This is a genomic window from Rhodococcus sp. MTM3W5.2 (genome assembly GCF_001984015.1).
Taxonomy (GTDB): domain Bacteria; phylum Actinomycetota; class Actinomycetes; order Mycobacteriales; family Mycobacteriaceae; genus Rhodococcus_G; species Rhodococcus_G oryzae.
In genome coordinates this window covers 654,649-671,175 of record NZ_CP019572.1, presented here as the reverse complement: position 1 = coordinate 671,175, position 16,527 = coordinate 654,649, and the positions used below count along the sequence as shown (strand labels likewise).

16 protein-coding genes and 3 pseudogenes are annotated in these 16,527 nt (G+C 66.2%); 7 read left to right on the top strand and 12 right to left on the bottom strand.

Going from position 1 to position 16,527, the window contains the following annotated elements:
- Nucleotides 1-194: 194 nt before the first annotated feature.
- A complete protein-coding gene (locus tag BTZ20_RS03175; protein WP_077043443.1) occupies nt 195-797 on the bottom strand; it encodes a toxin in 603 nt (200 codons plus the stop codon).
- Nucleotides 798-1,274: 477 nt separating this feature from the next.
- Here BTZ20_RS03175 and BTZ20_RS03170 point away from each other — a divergent pair, with 477 nt between their 5' ends.
- The gene (locus tag BTZ20_RS03170; protein WP_077040351.1) at nt 1,275-1,667 is read left to right on the top strand and encodes an SMI1/KNR4 family protein; all 393 of its coding nucleotides are present in this window, start codon (nt 1,275-1,277) and stop codon (nt 1,665-1,667) included.
- Between the two features lie 298 nt (nt 1,668-1,965).
- On the opposite strand, the gene BTZ20_RS26075 is transcribed toward BTZ20_RS03170, so the two are convergent.
- The gene (locus BTZ20_RS26075) at nt 1,966-3,411 is read right to left on the bottom strand and encodes a DUF6924 domain-containing protein (protein WP_145982180.1); all 1,446 of its coding nucleotides are present in this window, start codon (nt 3,409-3,411) and stop codon (nt 1,966-1,968) included.
- Between the two features lie 295 nt (nt 3,412-3,706).
- On the opposite strand from BTZ20_RS26075, the gene BTZ20_RS03160 reads away from it, so the two are divergent.
- Both BTZ20_RS03160 and BTZ20_RS03155 read left to right on the top strand, forming a co-directional pair.
- Complete coding sequence (locus BTZ20_RS03160) at nt 3,707-4,042, top strand: hypothetical protein (RefSeq protein ID WP_077040350.1); 336 nt, start codon at nt 3,707-3,709, stop codon at nt 4,040-4,042.
- 251 nt (nt 4,043-4,293) lie between these two features.
- Entirely contained in the window at nt 4,294-4,626 is a 333-nt protein-coding gene (locus BTZ20_RS03155; protein WP_262982581.1) for an SRPBCC family protein, read from the top strand.
- A 145-nt stretch (nt 4,627-4,771) separates the two neighbouring features.
- On the opposite strand, the pseudogene BTZ20_RS03150 reads toward BTZ20_RS03155, so the two are convergent.
- The 4 genes and pseudogenes from BTZ20_RS03150 to BTZ20_RS03140 all read right to left on the bottom strand — a co-directional run bounded on the left by BTZ20_RS03150 (nt 4,772) and on the right by BTZ20_RS03140 (nt 7,633).
- Nucleotides 4,772-5,394: pseudogene (locus tag BTZ20_RS03150) on the bottom strand (IMPACT family protein).
- 13 nt (nt 5,395-5,407) lie between these two features.
- Nucleotides 5,408-5,968, bottom strand: a complete 561-nt coding sequence (locus BTZ20_RS03145; RefSeq protein WP_223263891.1) for a hypothetical protein — start codon at nt 5,966-5,968, stop codon at nt 5,408-5,410.
- A 99-nt stretch (nt 5,969-6,067) separates the two neighbouring features.
- Nucleotides 6,068-6,238, bottom strand: a pseudogene (locus tag BTZ20_RS27605) (DUF1707 domain-containing protein); the annotation flags it as partial.
- A 21-nt stretch (nt 6,239-6,259) separates the two neighbouring features.
- Nucleotides 6,260-7,633, bottom strand: coding sequence for a flavin-containing monooxygenase (locus tag BTZ20_RS03140; protein WP_077043441.1), 1,374 nt, complete (start codon nt 7,631-7,633; stop codon nt 6,260-6,262).
- 45 nt (nt 7,634-7,678) lie between these two features.
- Here BTZ20_RS03140 and BTZ20_RS03135 point away from each other — a divergent pair, with 45 nt between their 5' ends.
- The gene (locus tag BTZ20_RS03135; RefSeq protein ID WP_223263600.1) at nt 7,679-8,599 is read left to right on the top strand and encodes a chlorophyllase/cutinase-like alpha/beta fold protein; all 921 of its coding nucleotides are present in this window, start codon (nt 7,679-7,681) and stop codon (nt 8,597-8,599) included.
- A 531-nt stretch (nt 8,600-9,130) separates the two neighbouring features.
- Here BTZ20_RS03135 and BTZ20_RS28855 read toward each other — a convergent pair.
- From BTZ20_RS28855 to BTZ20_RS03110, 5 genes and pseudogenes are all read right to left on the bottom strand, one after another.
- Nucleotides 9,131-10,423 (bottom strand): GMC family oxidoreductase, encoded by a 1,293-nt coding sequence (locus BTZ20_RS28855; protein WP_077040347.1) that lies wholly within the window; start codon nt 10,421-10,423, stop codon nt 9,131-9,133.
- Nucleotides 10,357-10,617 carry an NAD(P)-binding protein gene (locus tag BTZ20_RS28850; protein WP_077040346.1) on the bottom strand — a complete coding sequence of 87 codons (261 nt, stop codon included), beginning with the start codon at nt 10,615-10,617 and terminating at the stop codon, nt 10,357-10,359. Before BTZ20_RS28850 ends, BTZ20_RS28855 begins: the two co-directional genes overlap by 67 nt.
- A 312-nt stretch (nt 10,618-10,929) precedes the next feature.
- Nucleotides 10,930-11,836 (bottom strand): annotated as a pseudogene (locus BTZ20_RS03120) (hypothetical protein).
- Nucleotides 11,837-12,013: 177 nt separating this feature from the next.
- Nucleotides 12,014-12,607 (bottom strand): hypothetical protein, encoded by a 594-nt coding sequence (locus tag BTZ20_RS03115; RefSeq protein ID WP_145982179.1) that lies wholly within the window; start codon nt 12,605-12,607, stop codon nt 12,014-12,016.
- A gap of 138 nt (nt 12,608-12,745) precedes the next feature.
- Nucleotides 12,746-13,375 carry a hypothetical protein gene (locus BTZ20_RS03110; protein WP_077040344.1) on the bottom strand — a complete coding sequence of 210 codons (630 nt, stop codon included), beginning with the start codon at nt 13,373-13,375 and terminating at the stop codon, nt 12,746-12,748.
- A 342-nt stretch (nt 13,376-13,717) separates the two neighbouring features.
- Between BTZ20_RS03110 and BTZ20_RS03105 the strand changes: the two genes are divergently transcribed.
- Both BTZ20_RS03105 and BTZ20_RS03100 read left to right on the top strand, forming a co-directional pair.
- Nucleotides 13,718-14,689, top strand: coding sequence for a hypothetical protein (locus tag BTZ20_RS03105; RefSeq protein WP_189636575.1), 972 nt, complete (start codon nt 13,718-13,720; stop codon nt 14,687-14,689).
- A 111-nt stretch (nt 14,690-14,800) separates the two neighbouring features.
- The gene (locus BTZ20_RS03100) at nt 14,801-15,475 is read left to right on the top strand and encodes a hypothetical protein (protein ID WP_077040343.1); all 675 of its coding nucleotides are present in this window, start codon (nt 14,801-14,803) and stop codon (nt 15,473-15,475) included.
- A gap of 18 nt (nt 15,476-15,493) precedes the next feature.
- Here the strand turns inward: BTZ20_RS03100 and BTZ20_RS03095 are convergent, their stop codons facing one another.
- On the bottom strand, nt 15,494-15,928 hold the full coding sequence (locus tag BTZ20_RS03095) for a hypothetical protein (protein ID WP_145982178.1): 435 nt from the start codon (nt 15,926-15,928) through the stop codon (nt 15,494-15,496).
- Nucleotides 15,929-16,108: 180 nt separating this feature from the next.
- Between BTZ20_RS03095 and BTZ20_RS03090 the strand changes: the two genes are divergently transcribed.
- Nucleotides 16,109-16,522 carry a hypothetical protein gene (locus BTZ20_RS03090; protein WP_145982177.1) on the top strand — a complete coding sequence of 138 codons (414 nt, stop codon included), beginning with the start codon at nt 16,109-16,111 and terminating at the stop codon, nt 16,520-16,522.
- Nucleotides 16,523-16,527 lie beyond the last annotated feature (5 nt).

Sequence of the window (16,527 nt, the reverse complement as noted above, 5' to 3'; positions counted from 1 at the left end):
ACCGGCAGCCGCGCTGTTCACCGCGCTACACGACATCCAGGCCAAGACACCACACGCCCGCGTCGTCATCGCCGACTATCCGCGGCTGCTGCCCGCCAGCGGCGGCTGCTCTCCCCACATGCCGGTGGCCGAAGGCGATGTCCGCTACCTGCGTGAGACGGCCAGGCCTGAACAACGCGCGTCAACCCCTGTCGTCACATGTCGAGGTGACGCCCGCCCAGCGACCTGAGCCACGCATCGACCTCACGCTGCCGGGCAAGCCGAATCACTGGCCACCCCGACGCGACTCGCGCTGCCATCAGCTGCCGAGTGACAGCGTGCTGTGTCCATGCCCAGAGAATGATGTTGTCCTGCGGATTGCGCTTAACCCACGACAGCGGACTCTCACGGTTGCCGTGCCACAGCTCCTCGCGCAAGAGACCGCGCCGAAGCGTGCGCCGGACAACCCTGCCCATCACGATCGGCCGGGGGTGATCGAGCCATACGATCGCGTCGGCGCCACCCGGCGTGCCCGGGTCAAGTAAGCCATCCAAACGCGACGTCCAGTTGCCGTCGATCACCCACCCGTTCGGGTGCTCGGCCGTGAAACCGCGAACGAGCGAACGCGCCTCGTCGAGATCGCGATACGTCCAATCAGCGTCCCAGAAGACCGCATCGAGCTCTAGGCGCGGAACGCCGAGAACCTCCGATACTCGCGCCGCGAGCCGACTCTTGCCGGCCCCGGACGTCCCCAGAACACGCAACCGGCGCGGGACAGATGCGGCCGTCGAATGGGTGGCAGCAGCCTCACGGACCATCCACTCAATGTAGGGCGTGCCGGGGAACGCCAACCACTCGATACACACGCACGACCCAGATCTTGCAGCACCGTGCGGTCCAGCCCGCCCCGATCTGGAACGGGCTGGACCTGCCGATAGCGGACTCGGCTGAGCGCTACGACATCGAAACGAGGCCGGCGCCACCCCAGATCGCGAGGAGCCCGACTGCGCCGACTCCCGCGATGGTGCCGATCTGGCCGAGCTGTTCGTCCGAAGAACCCATGGTTGTACTCCTTTGTTGATGGATGGGATGTCGTACCAGCGGCCAGCGAAATACGTTGCGCGGCTAGACGACGCCACCTTCATACACGCCGAGTTCCCCAGCTCGCATTCCTGCAAGTCGGAGCTGTACCACCGGGCAACGCGAACAACTCGAGTTGCCTGCACGGCGGTCGGCGCGGGTGCGTCCACGACTCGTATGCCTAGTCAGGAGCCCCGTATGCGTAGGGTTCGCTCATGACTGTCGCCGCCGAGTGGGCAAGGCTGCTTGACGTCCTTCGAGAGGTCGCGCCCAGCACCGCGAACTCGTTCCGCCCACCCGCCTCGCCCGAGGCGCTAGCCGGAATCGAAGCCCGTACGGGAACGGTTTGGCCATCTGAACTGCGCGAGTTCTTTTCGCTGCATGACGGTCAGATCGACAATTCTCCGGCGGGTGCCGGCTCGGGAGAGTTGCTCCCCATGCAGCATCTTCTCAGCCTCGACGGGGTTGCCGACTGGCACGCGATGTCAGCCGAAGTGTGGCGCGAGCTCGCAGATGCGGACACCGACTATTACGGTGGCGGATACGACGGCGTGTGCGTCGAACACCCGAACGCCGGCTCAACCGCCATGATGTTCCTCCCGAGCTAAATTCCCATCGCCGAACTAGACGCATACGCGTACTTCTGCGACACCCGCCCGGGTGAACACCACGGCTGCGTACGCGAATTCGACAAGTACTCCGCAGACAGCCACGGGCCCGCCTGGTCATCCATCAGCGCAATGCTCGCTGGAGTCCGAACCTGCATCACCGACTCCCTCCCAATCGGATATTGGGTGCCAGTCATCGAAAATGGCGCCTTGTTCTGGGAAGTCGTCGACAACAGCCAGGGCTCATAGCGGAGCCACGCCCCATCGAGATCAGAGGCCCGCACAGCCGTTTGCTCGTTCAGGAGAATCCGCGATAGACCCCGTCGGGGCCGGCAGAATCGGCGAAGTCCTCGAAGTCCATGTTGGCGAGGGAGAGGTTGTTCTCGATGGACCACATCTGTGAGGGGATCACCCTCACGGTCTGGCCTCTGCCATGACCTGAGTGCGCGGGTCCGGTGTCCACGGCGAGGATCGGATGTTCGGGGTCGGTGATCGTGGTGGTGTCTGCGATGAACACGTAGTACGGGGGCCTGTCACCGATCCGTTCGAGCAGATCTGAGATCGACAGGCCGTCGTTCGCAGGGTTGTCGATACAGGTCAGGCACGCCATGAATTCGGTTTCGTCGCCCTCGCCGGCCGCCATCGCCGCGGCGGCCACCTCGCGCCAGGCGGCGCCGTCGCTGAAATCGGTTCGGATGAACAATGAATCCCCGCCTCGATCGCCGAGGTAGTCGTCGAGGTGGCGACCTGTCCCCAACATCTCACTGAGTTCGGCGTCGGCCCGTTCGGCTGTGTCACGGTCGAGCATCTCGCGGATCTGCGCGGCGGTGGCGGCCGGCGGGTCAGCCAGAACGATCGAGCCGATGATTCGTGCGCAGTCGTCGGAGTCGATCAGGTTGTGGCTGCGGATCTCAAACGTCCACGGACCGACTGCTTCGCGGTGACGCAACGGTGTCTGCCCTTGCATCCAGGTGATCTCGGGCTCGCCGATCTCGGTGACCCATTGGCGCAGAGTGAGGTAGCTGTACTGAGCCGTCACCTGCAGATCCATGGCCCCGGTTCGTGGATCACCGTCAACCGGTTGGACCTCGATGGTCCGCGGCAACCAGGCGACCTGCGGCCGCGGCATCTGCGCTAGCGCCCGTGCCTTCGCTTCATACTCTCGCTGAGCGGGGGTGACGAACCGATCCTCTTCCTCCCGGACCGGGCCGATCCAGGTGAACAACGCCGGATCGAAGTCCTCATCGAAATGGGGTTTCGCCAGATCCATCACCTGCGAACCTATGGACCTCGACAGGGCGATGCCCAGTTCTGCGTCGATCACGTAGGTCACCTCACCACCTGGCGTAGCATCGGCGAACTGGACCTGCCAGCCTGCGCGGCCGCGGACCTCCACTGGACGGGGCAGACTCGTCGGGACCAGCCGCTGCTCCGTCCCTGAATCTTCCAGTGGCCACATGGCATACGCCTTCAGGAGTTGCCATGGCGCGGCACCGCTGGTCATGACAAACCGATTCGGAGATTTGGCCGTGTGGACCATCACTCCGTCGTCGGCGAGGCGGTACTCATCAGTGTCGTTCTCGATGTAGGTCGCTTCGCCGGCTGCGTCCTCGATACGCCACGTCGCGGGCGGCAAGAACCACACCCGCCCCGTGAAGGTGTCGTCGCACCACATGTCGGCGCGGACGGACCGCCCCATCGTGCTGTAGTTCAAACCTCGTATTTGCGGCCACGTCATCGACATCCACCCAACCTAGGACGTTTCTCTATTCAGCCGGGCACTTGTCCGCGAAGTTGAGCGGAAGGCGCGCGCGTTCGCGCTTCTGAACCGCCAGTCGTGTGTCCGGCTGACCACGGTTCGGTACGTGCCGGGGATCGCCAACGCCACCACGCCGGCGGTGACGACAACCGGACCGAGTTGCAGCCATAAGGAGCGGCATCAACCTGGGCCGGCCACGCCAGGCTGACCTGTAACGCGGCACCCGCCGGCCCGTATAGACAAATTGTCGATCACCTATTGCTGGGGGAGGCAATTCGAGATGAACCGCACAATGCTCGTCGCGGCCTGTGCACTGGCAGTCGGCCTCGGAACCGTCTTGGCGCCCAACGCAGCGGCGCAAGATATCGGCTTACGCGAGTACCCGTGCAGCGACCAATTCCGGGTGCCATGGGCACTCGACGCATGGAATGGCATCAACAAGGTTGCGTTCAGCCCCTTCGGATCCCACAACATCCACTGCGTCTCCTTCCACGGAATGACCGCTGTGCACCAGCTCGATCCACAAGGAAGAAGGCACGCCCTCAACCCGCCCTCAGGGTTCTTGATCGGCGCATTTGCGAGTCAGCTCTATTTCTGGGATCCCGCGACGAACTGACCAACAGCGAGGGCCCGTTTCACGTGTGGCCGGGCTGAAGACGAAGGTCGATCAAAAGCGGTCGAGCAGGGAGCGACCCGCCGCGTCAAGCCCGTCGCGGCGATCATATTTGGATTCGTTGAGGAGGTGCGCCGGTGATAGCTGATGCAGAGTTGGATCCCGCAGCGGTCGAGATCGGCAGTTTCTTCCCGTATTCACCGGACGCCGTTTGGCGTGCTCTGACAGAACAAGCTCTGCTAGAGCGATGGTTGATGCGACCAATCGGGCTCGCCGCTTCTGTCGGTACGCATTTCACTTTCGCAGTACCGGGTCAGCCGACCGCCGAGATCGCCTGCGAAGTCCTGACGGCTCGGCCAGATGAGCAGTTGACCCTGAGTTGGGTCGATCTGCGAGCTGAGCATCCTGCGCGGTGGATCGTTGACTGGAGGATCCGGCGACAGGGCCATGGCACGCGATTTCTGTTGACGCAAACAGGATTTGATATCGACGACCGACGGCAGAGAATGGCACGCAATGCCTTGGAGCGGGGATGGAAGGTTACTTTGCCGCGTCTCCGTGAGGTACTTGATCACCTTGAAAGGTGAGAAAACTACCTCGCGGCGCCCTGAGCATCGTCTCGGGAGCCGTCGGAGGTGTCAGTCCGAGTCATCGCGAACGCGCCGGTGGCGCTCGTAGATCACGCGCGACCCGAACGACCTGGTCTCGATCAGACGCCTTGCCGCGGCCTGCTCACACATCCACCCACCGCGCACCCGCCGGGACGAGCTCGCCTGCGCCGGCGGTGATTTCAGCGACCGTGTCGGCCAACCGCGCGGGGTCCCGGGTGGCGAGGGTGAGGGTGGCAGCCGCGCCGTAGGCGGTGTCGACGACGGCGACTCCGCGACCGCGCAGTTCGGCCTCCACCCTGCCGGCGGTGTCATGACCGATCTCGAGCGTCAGCAGCTCGAGGCGTTCGCGGCCGACCAGTGGCGCCGCGTCGACCACCGCTGCCACCGCCCCGAGTACGCACGCACGAGCCCACCTGCGCCGAGTTTGACACCGCCGAAGTACCGCGTCACCACCACTGCGACGTCGACCAGGTCCCGGGTGCGCATTACCTGCAGCATCGGTACCCCGGCGGTTCCGGCGGGTTCCCCGTCGTCCCCCGCACGTTCGGCCCGCTCCGAGGGCTCGTCTCCGGCGATGTAGGCCCAACAGTGATGCCGCGCATCGGGATACCGGCGTCGCTGCTCGTCGAGGAAGTCCTGCGCCTCGGTTGCTCGGTCGACGCGCCGCAGAACCGCGATGAACCGGGAGTGTTTGACCTCGGTCTCGGCCACGATGTCGGTGCCCGCAGGCAACGTGGAAGGCATGGTCCGGGCGCAGTCAGGCGGCCTGGACGTCGCGGATCTCGCCGCGGAGTGTCGCTGTCACCCATCCCTTGTAGGCGTCGCCCTCCTTCACGTACACCGTGACGCGAGGCTCGGCGTTGGAGGCGCGGATCCCTACTCGATCAATGCGGCCGCTGGGCAGGCCAACCATACGGGGAGCGTCGGCAATCAGTTGGCCGATGCGGTCGACCTCGAGCTGCGCGAGGTCGACTGTGGCCTGGTCCCGATCCCGGTTCGTGGGCTCCGTCCATGGCTCGAATCCGCCGGTGAACATCCATCGCTGCGAGCGGTGCGGCTGACCGGAAATCACCCGGACGACGACAGCATCGTCACGGTAAAGGTCGACATCGTCAGCAGTGGTGTCGCGGAATTCCTGCTCGAAGCGGTGCAGGAACTCGCGGATACCGTCGGCGGTCAGGGTGTCGACCGGCTCACCAGAAGCCACAGGTTGAGCAGGGGTCGATCCGGACGCGCTGGTCGACTGATCGCTGCCGGCGGCGCGGCCGAACAGCAGATAGCCGAAGCCGAAGCCGCCGAGGAGAACCACCGCGGCCACCGCGGCGACCAGTCCACGCCCCCGCAGGCCGGAGCGGCGGGCCGGGGCCTCGGGTGCACTCGCCAACTCGAGAAGGTGAGCGGGGATCTGCAGGTCAGCAGTCAGCCTGCTGAGGTCACCGATCGTTGCCGCATGCATCGCGGCCGCGGTGCGGGCCTCGTACTCGTCCACACCGAGTTGGCCGTCGCTGTACGCGGCGTCAAGCAAAGTACAGGTCTGCGAACGGTCGAGGTCCCGTGCTCGGGTGGTAACTGAACTCAAGTCGGACACCCACCAATCCTAGGAAAACCGTCAGCGCGCGGCCCGGGCGCGGCGGGCACCGCGCCGGCGCTCCCGCTCGAGGCTCCAGAGGTAGTGGTCGAAGTCGACCTCCATGGTGTGCCGTGGCGAGTTGTAGAACCGCCGCTTTGCGCGATCGTGCTCGGCCGTCATCTGCGACCGGATCTCGGTGTCGGGCGGCGGTAGGTACCGGCCGGCCAGGGTCTCTGCGATCCACGCGCACTGTGCCTCGGCGAGCGGCATCACCGCGCCGAGCGGCTGCAGGAGCCCGACGAAGTACAGGCCGGGAAGATCCGGGTGCACGGTTCGCTTCCACAGTGGGAGGTCGTTCTCGGGCGCGGCGACGAGCTCCGGATCGAAGAACGGAAAGCTCACCCGATAGCCGGTGGCCCACACGATCAGGTCGGCCCGGGACCTGGTCCCATCCGCGAAAACGATTGTGTCGCCTTCGAACCGGTCGATCTGCGGGCGTGGGCTGATCGCGCCGGCCCGTAGTCGCGCGCGGATCTGCCCGGACTGCACCGGGTGCGCTTGACCGGGCCGATGCGTCGGCCGCGGGATCCCGTAGCGGGTCAGGTCACCGGCAGTGAGGGCGGCGACACGAAGCCCGGCCGAGATCACCCAGCCCGGTGCCCAGCCCGGCATCGCCACTCGGTCGGCGGGCTTGCCGAGCAGCATCTTGCGCATCACCCAGTGGCTGCGCCGCACCGCCAGCGTGGTGCTGCGCGCGACCTTGGACGCCTCGACCGCGATGTCGAGACCCGAGTTCCCCATGCCCACGACCACCACGTCGCGGCCGGCGAGCTGGTCGGCACTCCGGTAGTCGTGGGCGTGGATCTGCTCGCCGGTGAAGGTCCCCGGGGTGGGGTCCGGCCAGCGGGGGTCCCAGTGGTGCCCGTTCGCAACCAGCACGGCGTCGTAGCTCTCCACGCGCTCGCCGGCGGGGCCGGTCGTGCGTACCGACCACGTGCCGTCCTGGGCTTGCTCGACCCGCTCGACGGTGGTGCCGAAGGTGATGCGGTGCCTGAACCCGAAATGCTCTACGTAGGACTCGAAGTAGGCCCGGACCTGGTCGTGCCGCGCGTAGGGCGGATAGTCGGCGGGCATCGGGAAGTCCGAGAACGCCATCCGCGGGCAGGATGTGTTGATCTCCAATGTCTCGTAGCAGGCGGACACCCCGTTCGGGTTGTCGTAGACCCAGTTGCCGCCGATCACGCTGCCCTGCTCGAAGCAGTCGAACGGGATTCCCGCGACGTGGAGCGCCTTGGCCGCGGCGATGCCCGAGGCTCCCGCACCGATCACACACACGCGGGGCAGGGTCTCGGCGTTCGGAGCCGGGGTGCTGGTGGCCGGGGCGCTCCGCCGGGGTTTGACGAAATTGGGCATGGCGGCCATGTTCGCACGCGCCGACGCTGGCTAGGATGCGTTTTCGTGACGATACGGCGACCTCTGCTGCCCACCACCCGACGCACCCGGATACTGCTCCTCGCGGCGCTGATCGCGATGCCGTTGGCGTCCGGGTTCTCGGCACCGGCCCTCGCATCGGCTCCCGCGGCAGGTGCCGCGGCGCCTGCGGCTCCCGCCGCCCCGGAAGGGCACTCCGTCAGCGAACGCTTCGCGGCCACCGGCACCCACGCCGTCACATCGGTTGCGGTGCCGGGATACCAGGTGTTCCACCCCGCCGACATCGCCACCAGCCCCGACCGCCATCCGGTGGTCACCTTCGGCAACGGAAGCCACGCGACGTACGAGCAGTACGAGGAGTTGCTGCGCCACCTGGCCTCCTGGGGGTTCGTCGTCGTGGTCGCCGACAGCAGCGTCACCGGCGACGGGACCGAGATCCTGGCGGCAGCGCGCTACATCCTGGCGCAGAACGACAACCTGGAGAGTGTCTTTCACGATCGCATCGACGTCGCTCACGTCGCGGCGGTCGGACATTCGCAGGGCGCCGGGGGATCGATCAATGCCAGCACCGACTCCGACGGGCTCATCACCTCCACGGCCGTGCTCGACCTGCCCGATCCCTGGTGGGCCACCCGTCCCGTCGACGAGATCGACGTGGCTCGGCTGACCGGTCCGGTGTTCTACCTGACCGGGGCCGAGGATCCGGTCTCGACGGCCATACCGCAGGCCGCCTATCACGCCGTGAGCCCGGGGCCCGCGGCCCGCGGCCGACTGCTCGGGGTGGGGCACAACTGGCCCACCGACGGCGGTGGATTTCGCGGTTACCTCACCGCGTGGCTGCGCTTCACCCTCACCGGCGACACCGACGCCGCGCGCGCCTTCGTCGGTCCGGCACCGGAGCTGTTGGCCGATCCACGGTGGGATGGGACCGCGGTCAAGGGCTGGTGAGTCGAGAGCTTCATGAGTTCCGAATCAGCAGCCGCACGTGACTTGGTCAGCAACTTCGCGCAGTGGAGCGCGGATAGGCGTTTCTCCGCACTGCGAACATTCGTTCCCGAGGATGGCGACGGACCCCTGCTGGCCCCATTTCTGCTCGCGGTAGCGGCTGATGTGTCAGAAGACGACTTGGTGAGGATCGAAGCGGTGGGGGTCTTCGCGATCCTTCGGATCGATGACGACTCCCTTGCCGAGAGATGCCGCGGAGCGCTGATCCACCTGGCACGGACGGACGACGCGGGCCTGGCGGGCGTCGCCGGTGTGGCGTTGTTGGGATGTCCGCAACGCTGCCGGCTGCGCGGTGTTCGACCTGCCCGGCGCCGAGCGCGAACTCGAGACGATGCGCTCCGTGATCGCAGCGGAGCAAGAGGGCTTCGTGCGCGAGAATGTCGGAGCCGCACTGGACATATTCCTCCGGCGCCGTGATTCCGCTTAGTTCTATCCGCTGGACACCCGAACGCACACCCACCACCACATAAGACCTCAGATCAGCTGCGCGGCACGTTCGGCCATCATCACGCAGCCGAGGTACGTGTTGCCCGCAGGCAGCACTGGCATCGCCGAGGCGTCCACGACCCGCAGGCCCTCGACCCCGCGCACGCGGCATCGTGCGTCCAGGACGGCGTTCGGGTCTCCGTCTGGACCCATCGCGCACGTACCGCCCAGGTGTGCGTAGCTGATCACGCCGCCGTCGACCAGGCCGGCCGCGACGCCGTCGACGCTCAGGTCGGTCATCGGTTGGACGCGGGTGGCGCCGAGTTCCGCGAACGGCCCGGCCGACTCCAGCGCGGCGATGCGACCCAGGATCCAGTCGAGGCGTTCCAGGTCGTGCGCTGCCAGCACCGGCATCGCCACACCCGGCTCGGCGTCAGGATCGACCGAGGAGATCCGAACCGTTCCCCGCCCGGTGACATCGAGCAGGTACGGGACGACCGAAAAGTACGCGCCGTCGGCGGTCGGTTCGCCGATCGGCAGGTTCAGAACGTGGAAGTCGATCGTGTCGGACTGCGGCGTCCGGCCCACCCACACCGGCTGGACCGGACCGCCGCGCAGCGGCCCGCCGCCCGCGTGGTGGTAGAGAAGTGGGAAGCCGAGGTGATCCTGCAGGTTCGCCCCGACCCCGGGGATGTCGGCGACGACGGGGATACCGAGGCCGTCGAGCAGATCCTTCGGGCCGATGCCCGACCGCTGCAGTAGTGCGGGTGACCCGGTTGCGCCGGCGCTGACGATGATCTCGCCGGCGGACAGTTCCCGGCCATCAGCGGTGAGGACGCGGGTCGCCCGTCCCTCCTCGACGATGACCCGGTCGACAGTGATCCCGGTCTCGATGGTCAGGTTCGGTCGCGACCGGACCTCCCTGGTCAGGTAAGCCTGGCTCACGGTCAGCCGCTCGCCGTCCTCGGACACCGTCAGCGGGAAGATCCCGACGCCAGGGAGCTGCCCGGGGTTGTTGACGTCGTCGGCCCACGGCACGTCGAGTTCCCGCAGTCCCGCGAGGAACGCCCGCTGAGATTCTGTCTGTTGGTCGGGCGTGGAGCGGCGTACGACGAGTGGCCCGTCGGAGCCGTGCAGCTCCGATCGGCCGCAGTCCAGATCGTTCTCCATGGCCCGGAACGTCGCAAGGACGTCGGGCCAGCTCCACCCGTCGAGCCCCCGCGCGGCCCACGCGTCGTAGTCGGCCGGCTGACCACGCATCGTGGCGAGGTAGTTCACGGCCGAGGTGCCGCCCAGGACGCGCCCGCGCACCATCTGGACCGTGGTGTGACCGGCCTGCATCGGGAACGACCGAGCGAAAGGCGTTCCGGCCCATACGTCCCCGCCGCGGCTGGCCGCAGAACGGAGTCGTCGTACGCCGCATCGTCCGGGCCCTGCTCCAGCAGCAGGACGCGCCGATCCGGGTCCTCAGACAGCCGCGCGGCCAAAACCGCACCGCTGGTGCCGCCGCCTACGACGATCACATCCGCGTCCATCGCCACCCCGCCTCGACTCGCTCGCCCATTGCTTCACATTGCTCGACTCGGTCACATTAATGGCATCCCCGTGATTGGGATCACTGGGATGTGTTCCCGCATGAACCGTGCGCGGCCTGGCGTCGACACGAATCGAATACAACGCGACTCGGCCGGCTGGTCGGTGCCGTCGCGTCGGCCGCGCAGGCCGGCGGCCTCCGGCGCGATCAGCCGTTCCATCAGGTCGACGTAGCGTCACCCGCTGGTGAAGTTTCCGAAGTCAGGATGGCCCCAACGGTCGCCGCTGTGTGCGGCCTGGGGCTCCGTGATCGATCACTGAAAGTAAGACGCATAGTCGCTGAAAGGAACCTGGCCGGTGGGGCTCGACCTCACGGCGTCGGCAACCGCCGAAGGAATGGGAGCCCAGTGGGCAGGCATCGCGGCCGCCAGGGACGGATTCAATATGTAGAGCAGGGCGAAGTTCACTATCCAGAGCGGCGGCGCCATCGACATGCCCACCTCCGAACTCACACCCCCTTGGTGTTGGCGACCAGTTGAGCTGCGCCCGAAATCTGTTGCGATGCAAAGCCATAGACCGCTTGTACCGTGTATGCCGACTGGTAGAGCGCTATCAGGGTCTGGGTCGCACCGTTGTTCCGCATCCATGTGCCCACAAACCCGCCGGGAGCGAGCAGAGGGTTCACCTGCCTCGTCGGCGCGTCCGCATTGGCCGGGCTCTCCAGCAGTCCGCTGGGGTTCACGTAAAGCCCGTAGCTGGCAAGAACCGACGGTGTGGAGTTGCCGTCGACGTTGGAATAGACGGGGCGGCCGTTCGTATTGGTCAGGATCTGGACGCATGCATTGATCACCTCGGCATCTTCCAAGCTGCCGCCGACTCCACCGCCGGAAGTGAGGTCGCGATACTGCTGCTCGGATAAGGCGTCGGCCCTGTTGAGCCCGATCTGGCCGGCAATCTCGTCCGCCGCTTGCTGACCGAGGGGCTGGTTGAGCTGACCCGGACTGGTCATCTGCGTCGGTGCGAGGTGCTCGTAGCCGGGCGCCCCGGAGAAGGGGATCGCGAACCCGGTGTCGACGGCGTCTGCCGCTGGTTCGCCGCTCGCTGTCTGGGTAGCCGCCAGGGAGAGAAGGCACACTCCAACCAGTGCCAGCACCGAGGTGGTGCTGCGGCGGGGGTTGCTCCGCGTCGATGCCCCGAACCCGCGAATCCTATGCCGCGCATACGGCAACCTCCCAGAACACCATCGGGCGAGGCAACTAGCTTGCGTCCCAGTCAAACGCCGTGACTGACACTGTGTCAAGACCCGCGTCGACTCGAGCGAAGTTCGGATTGCCCCCAGTCACTCACGGTAACTGTCGGGACGACCGTCACCTGGTCCCGCGCGAACCCAGTTGACGACTATGAAGGTTGCACCGGATACCCGAGGGCCGCGACCTGGGCAAGGACTCCGGTGGCGTCCGCCGTGGGATTCAGTGCGGCAATATGCTCCTCGGTGAGCGGGAGCGACGACATGAGGTGTTGCGCGATGGCCGGACTCAACTCGCACCCGTAGTAGGTCGCGTGGTCGAGGAAGTCCTCCAGGGTCCAGTCAGTCAATGCCCCGAACATCCACGAGGCCCCATCCGAGTAGACATCCCCATCGGGATAGGTGAAGTCCGAGCAGTTCCACGACGAGTCGCCCACCGCCCACCACAGGCACACCGTCATCGTCGGCACGTCATCGAGGGTGAAATCGTTGATGTAGGAACGGAATACAGCGGGCAGGTGGTCGGTGAGCCCCGGCCAGAGAGCAGCGTCAGCCCGGTCGTAGGTGTTCATCTCTGACTCATGGTCGAATCCCCGTATATAGGTTCCGTGGGGACCGAAGACGATTGAATATTCGTCGCCGGCGCCGTTGGCCATCGATGCCAGAGACTCATCATCGCGCCAGCCGGGGCGATACATGTACTTGGGAGAGCCTGTGGTCATGACTGCGTCGAGCGCGGCCAGCACGATGCTGCGGCGCCGTATTTCCGCGGGGCGCCGGGAGCGATTCGAGGAGCTGAGTGGTGGGCATGTCGAGACCTTAGATGCGATTGGGCTCGGTATCGCTTGGGTTCCTGACCGCAACGAACCGAGCGATCCCAACAGTCAGCCCGATACCGACCACCACAACTCCGACGACGGCCCTACACCGACGAAGTATGCCGTGAGAGACACGAAGAAGTTCGTCGTCCGCACGATGACAACCACCGCGCCTGCACTGAACGCGGCACCAATCGGAAGCAGCACAGCCAGCCACCGCACGGTCGACGTTGCGCGAGGATCCCCGAAGTTGTGAAGGAAACGCCACACGAACAGCAGCGCGCCCAGATACCCCAGGATCCCGGACGAGGCATTCGCCATCTCTTCGTACTGTCCCATCTGGATCGCCGATAGAGGCGAGAGCGAAAGCGAGAGCACGAGCCAGAGCACAAGCGAAGGAATTACCAGACCAGCCACGAGGCCCAGAAGAGCGGCTGGAACAGCCAATTCCAGCCGCATAGCGCGACCGCACATACCCCGCTCGATCGCCCGCTCCTGGAGCATCTGCTCACTCACCGGATCCGGGACCGCCGGGAAACCATGACCGTCTCGATCGGCGCCGCGGAGTTCGGCCTCGAGTTCCGAAATCAGCGTCCTGCGATCCGCCCCGCGGACTCCGGCGCGTCGCCAGAGACTGTTCGCCTGTTGGATGATCTCGGACCGTTCGGCGCTGTCCGCGCGCGCGATGGTGTTCATGCGACTTCCATTCCACTGTCAGCTGTTCCCGCCAGCGGGCAGCTCCCCCCCTTGAAGTGTTCAGTGGGGATCGTATTCTCTGGGCGCTTCTCGCGGCCACGAATCCGGTCGAAGAAATCGGCGTACTGCCTGCTTCGAGCGATCTGCCACGTACGGTGACGTGGTGACCGGCGACCCCAGGTTTGACCTCGCCTGCGTAGGCCCTGATCCGTGTGTCGGCGTCAATCATGTTGACGAGCGGCGCAAGTCCGCCGCCGCGGCCGCCAGCCTGCCCGTCAGGTGCGTGGTCGGACCATGGACATGACGCGCTCGCTTCCAGCCGGGGTAGCCAGACTCGCTCCGGTGCTGGCAATCCTGGCAGTTACCGGCGCCGTCCTCATCGCATGCAACGGCGACTCCGTGTCCTACCGCCCGCCGACGGCTGAGATCGCCGAACGAGCCGATTGTCACGCCCCGGACATCGAGAGCAGGCTCTCGGCGCTGAACCTCAGCAGCATCGATCCGGGCCGCCCCTCCGCTGTGGGGGTCGGGTATCCGCCCAGACGCTTCGAGCCGGTCGCTGTCGTGCGCTGTGAACGCGGCGCAAACGCCGCTGGCGAGTTGACGATCGACAGTGTCCGGCTCGAGGGCGACGTCGAGGCGGTGTGGGATGCGTTCCGAGTCGACTCGAAGCGGTTCCCCGACAACGTTCAGGCCAGCTGCGCAGTCGCCCAGAATGTGCCAGCCGGCCTGTGGTTCGTCGACGCGAATGGCCGCGCGATGCGCCCGGCCTGGCCCGCCGCCCCGTGTGGGTTCCAGGATCACCCGATCGTCGTACTCGCGGAACTGCACGAGGTCGATCGGCAGCAGCAGGCGAAGCCGTTGCCCGCGGACAACCCGGGCGTCTGCAGCGAGAAATACGGGTCGGGCTTCATGACCACCACCGACACAGACACGCAAAGAGCGGAGAGCGCCGACCGGCGTACCCGGCTCGCTGAAACCTACGCGCTGGCGTTTCCGATCGAAGATGTCGGACGGCTGCAGGTATGCCGGTTCATCGAATCAGCGGACAGCTCAATCCAACAATCACGGTCGCGGCTGACGCTCGACCAGAGCATCGATCTGGTGCGTGAGGTGATCGAGGCGCCGCCCGCGCCGCCATGTGCGCTCACCGCCACGCGAACCGCACAGATCCCGTTGTTCCGCGCGGACGGTTCCGGTGGCGCGCGGATCGACATCGAACTCGACGGATGCGGGCGGGCGACAGGAACCGGCATCCCCTTTGTCACGGCTCCCGCTACCGTGATCGCCGCTGTCGGCGAGGCACCCCAATAGACGGGGCCGTCCATACCCCTGCAGATTCAGCTGGACCTCACCGACCGGTGATGGGAACCTTCATTCGGATCACCCGAGTGAAGGCTCCCATCGCCAGGAACGAGGCTCCCTATGAGCGACGATTCCCATGCCCCCGCTGTCGGCGAATCCCGTGCAGAGCGGCGCTGGACCGCGTCGGCGTTCGTCCTGGTTGCGATGGCCGTGCCGTTCCTGCTTCCCTCGCGCTACTCACCGGGCACCGACTGGTTGCTGCCCGCGATCGAGGGGTTCGTGCTCCTCACCCTGATCGTGGTCGACCCGGGACGCATCGACCGGCCCGGACGGTGGGTGCGGGCCCTGTCGATAGCGCTCGTGGTGGCGATCGCCGCGGGCGCAGCGTGGGGTTCGGCGCGGCTCGTCTGGGATCTGCTGCACGGCGCCCCGCAAACGACCGTGGCGAACGAGTTACTCGTATCGGGGGCGCTGGTGTGGTCGCAGACCGTCCTCGCATTTGGATTCCTGTACTGGGAACTCGACGGCGGAGGACCGGTGACCAGGCATCTGCAGCCCCGGCCCCACCCAGATCTGGCGTTCCCCCAGCAGCTTGATCCCGGCCTCGCGGCACCCGGATGGCGGCCGGTATTTGTCGACTACCTATATCTGGCCCTGACGAACGCGACCGCATTCAGCCCCACCGACGTCATGCCGCTCGCGCGGTGGGCGAAGCTCACCATGTCCGTGCAATCGATCCTGTCGATCGTCATTCTCAGCCTGGTCGTCGCCAACGCGGTCAACCTCCTCGGCTGAGACCGATTCACCGAAATTTCAGTTGGTTTGGGCGGCGAGTGTTCCGATGATGGTGACGCGCTGACGCTTTGCGGGCCGGTGGGCTCCGAGCGTGTTGAGGTCATCGTCGTCGTTGACGAGGCGCCAGAAACTCGATTCGTCGACTGAGGTTCCGAGGACCAGCCACGTGGATCCGTATCGAGTTGGCGCCCACCAGAGCTCGGCGGATGTCACGGTGTCGTCGAAGAGGATGTCACCGACGGGGTAACCCTCCAGCGCGCCGATGAAGGTGAACGGCCCGCACCCGGAAGGCATGGCGTCCAGCAGGTCACCGGTGATGCGGTCAGCCTGGTTGTGTGCGTGGCCTTCATCGTCAGCGTTGTTGGACGAAAAGTCCGGCATCCGAAATCTGACAAGGACCGCGCTCCCAGACGCAGCGGCGAAAAGCCGAAACACGGGGAACCCGCCTGCCATGTCTCCACCTCCTCTGCACGGCGTGCCAGCCGCACTGGTCAATTCGGTGCGTTCCTCAGCGCTCGACCGGTTCGAGGCTGCCTCGACATTCTCGGTCGGCCAACAGCAGCTCGGCGCCTCGCACTTCTATCGCCACTAGTTGGGGCCATGAGCAGGTCGCCGCGTCGCTACGGTGGGCGCATGACCTCGCCCCTGTTTACCGAACCCCGGATTGACCATATGGTCACCGATGCTGCGACAGGGCAGGCCATTCGCAGCACCGAGTACGGCGGTGTGGTGTGGATCGGCGGTCAGCCACCCACCGGCGGCCTGTACCTCCGTCGCACTGTCTTGGCATCCAAGCCCCGTGTGGCGTCGGTGTTCTTGCCTGACTCCCTGCCGTACCTCGACGGCGAGGCGACGGTCGTCACGCACACGTGGGTATCGAGCGGCCCGGATGCCTTTATCGTCGCCGGACAGGCCGAACTCGTGCCCGACCCACGGGGCGCTCAGCTGCGCTGGGTGCAGCTCACTGTCCGCGTCGCCGGCAGTGTTCCCGTCGGTATCGGCTACCGCATCGTCGTGGAGGCCCACCCCGACATGATCAGCCGTTAGGCTCC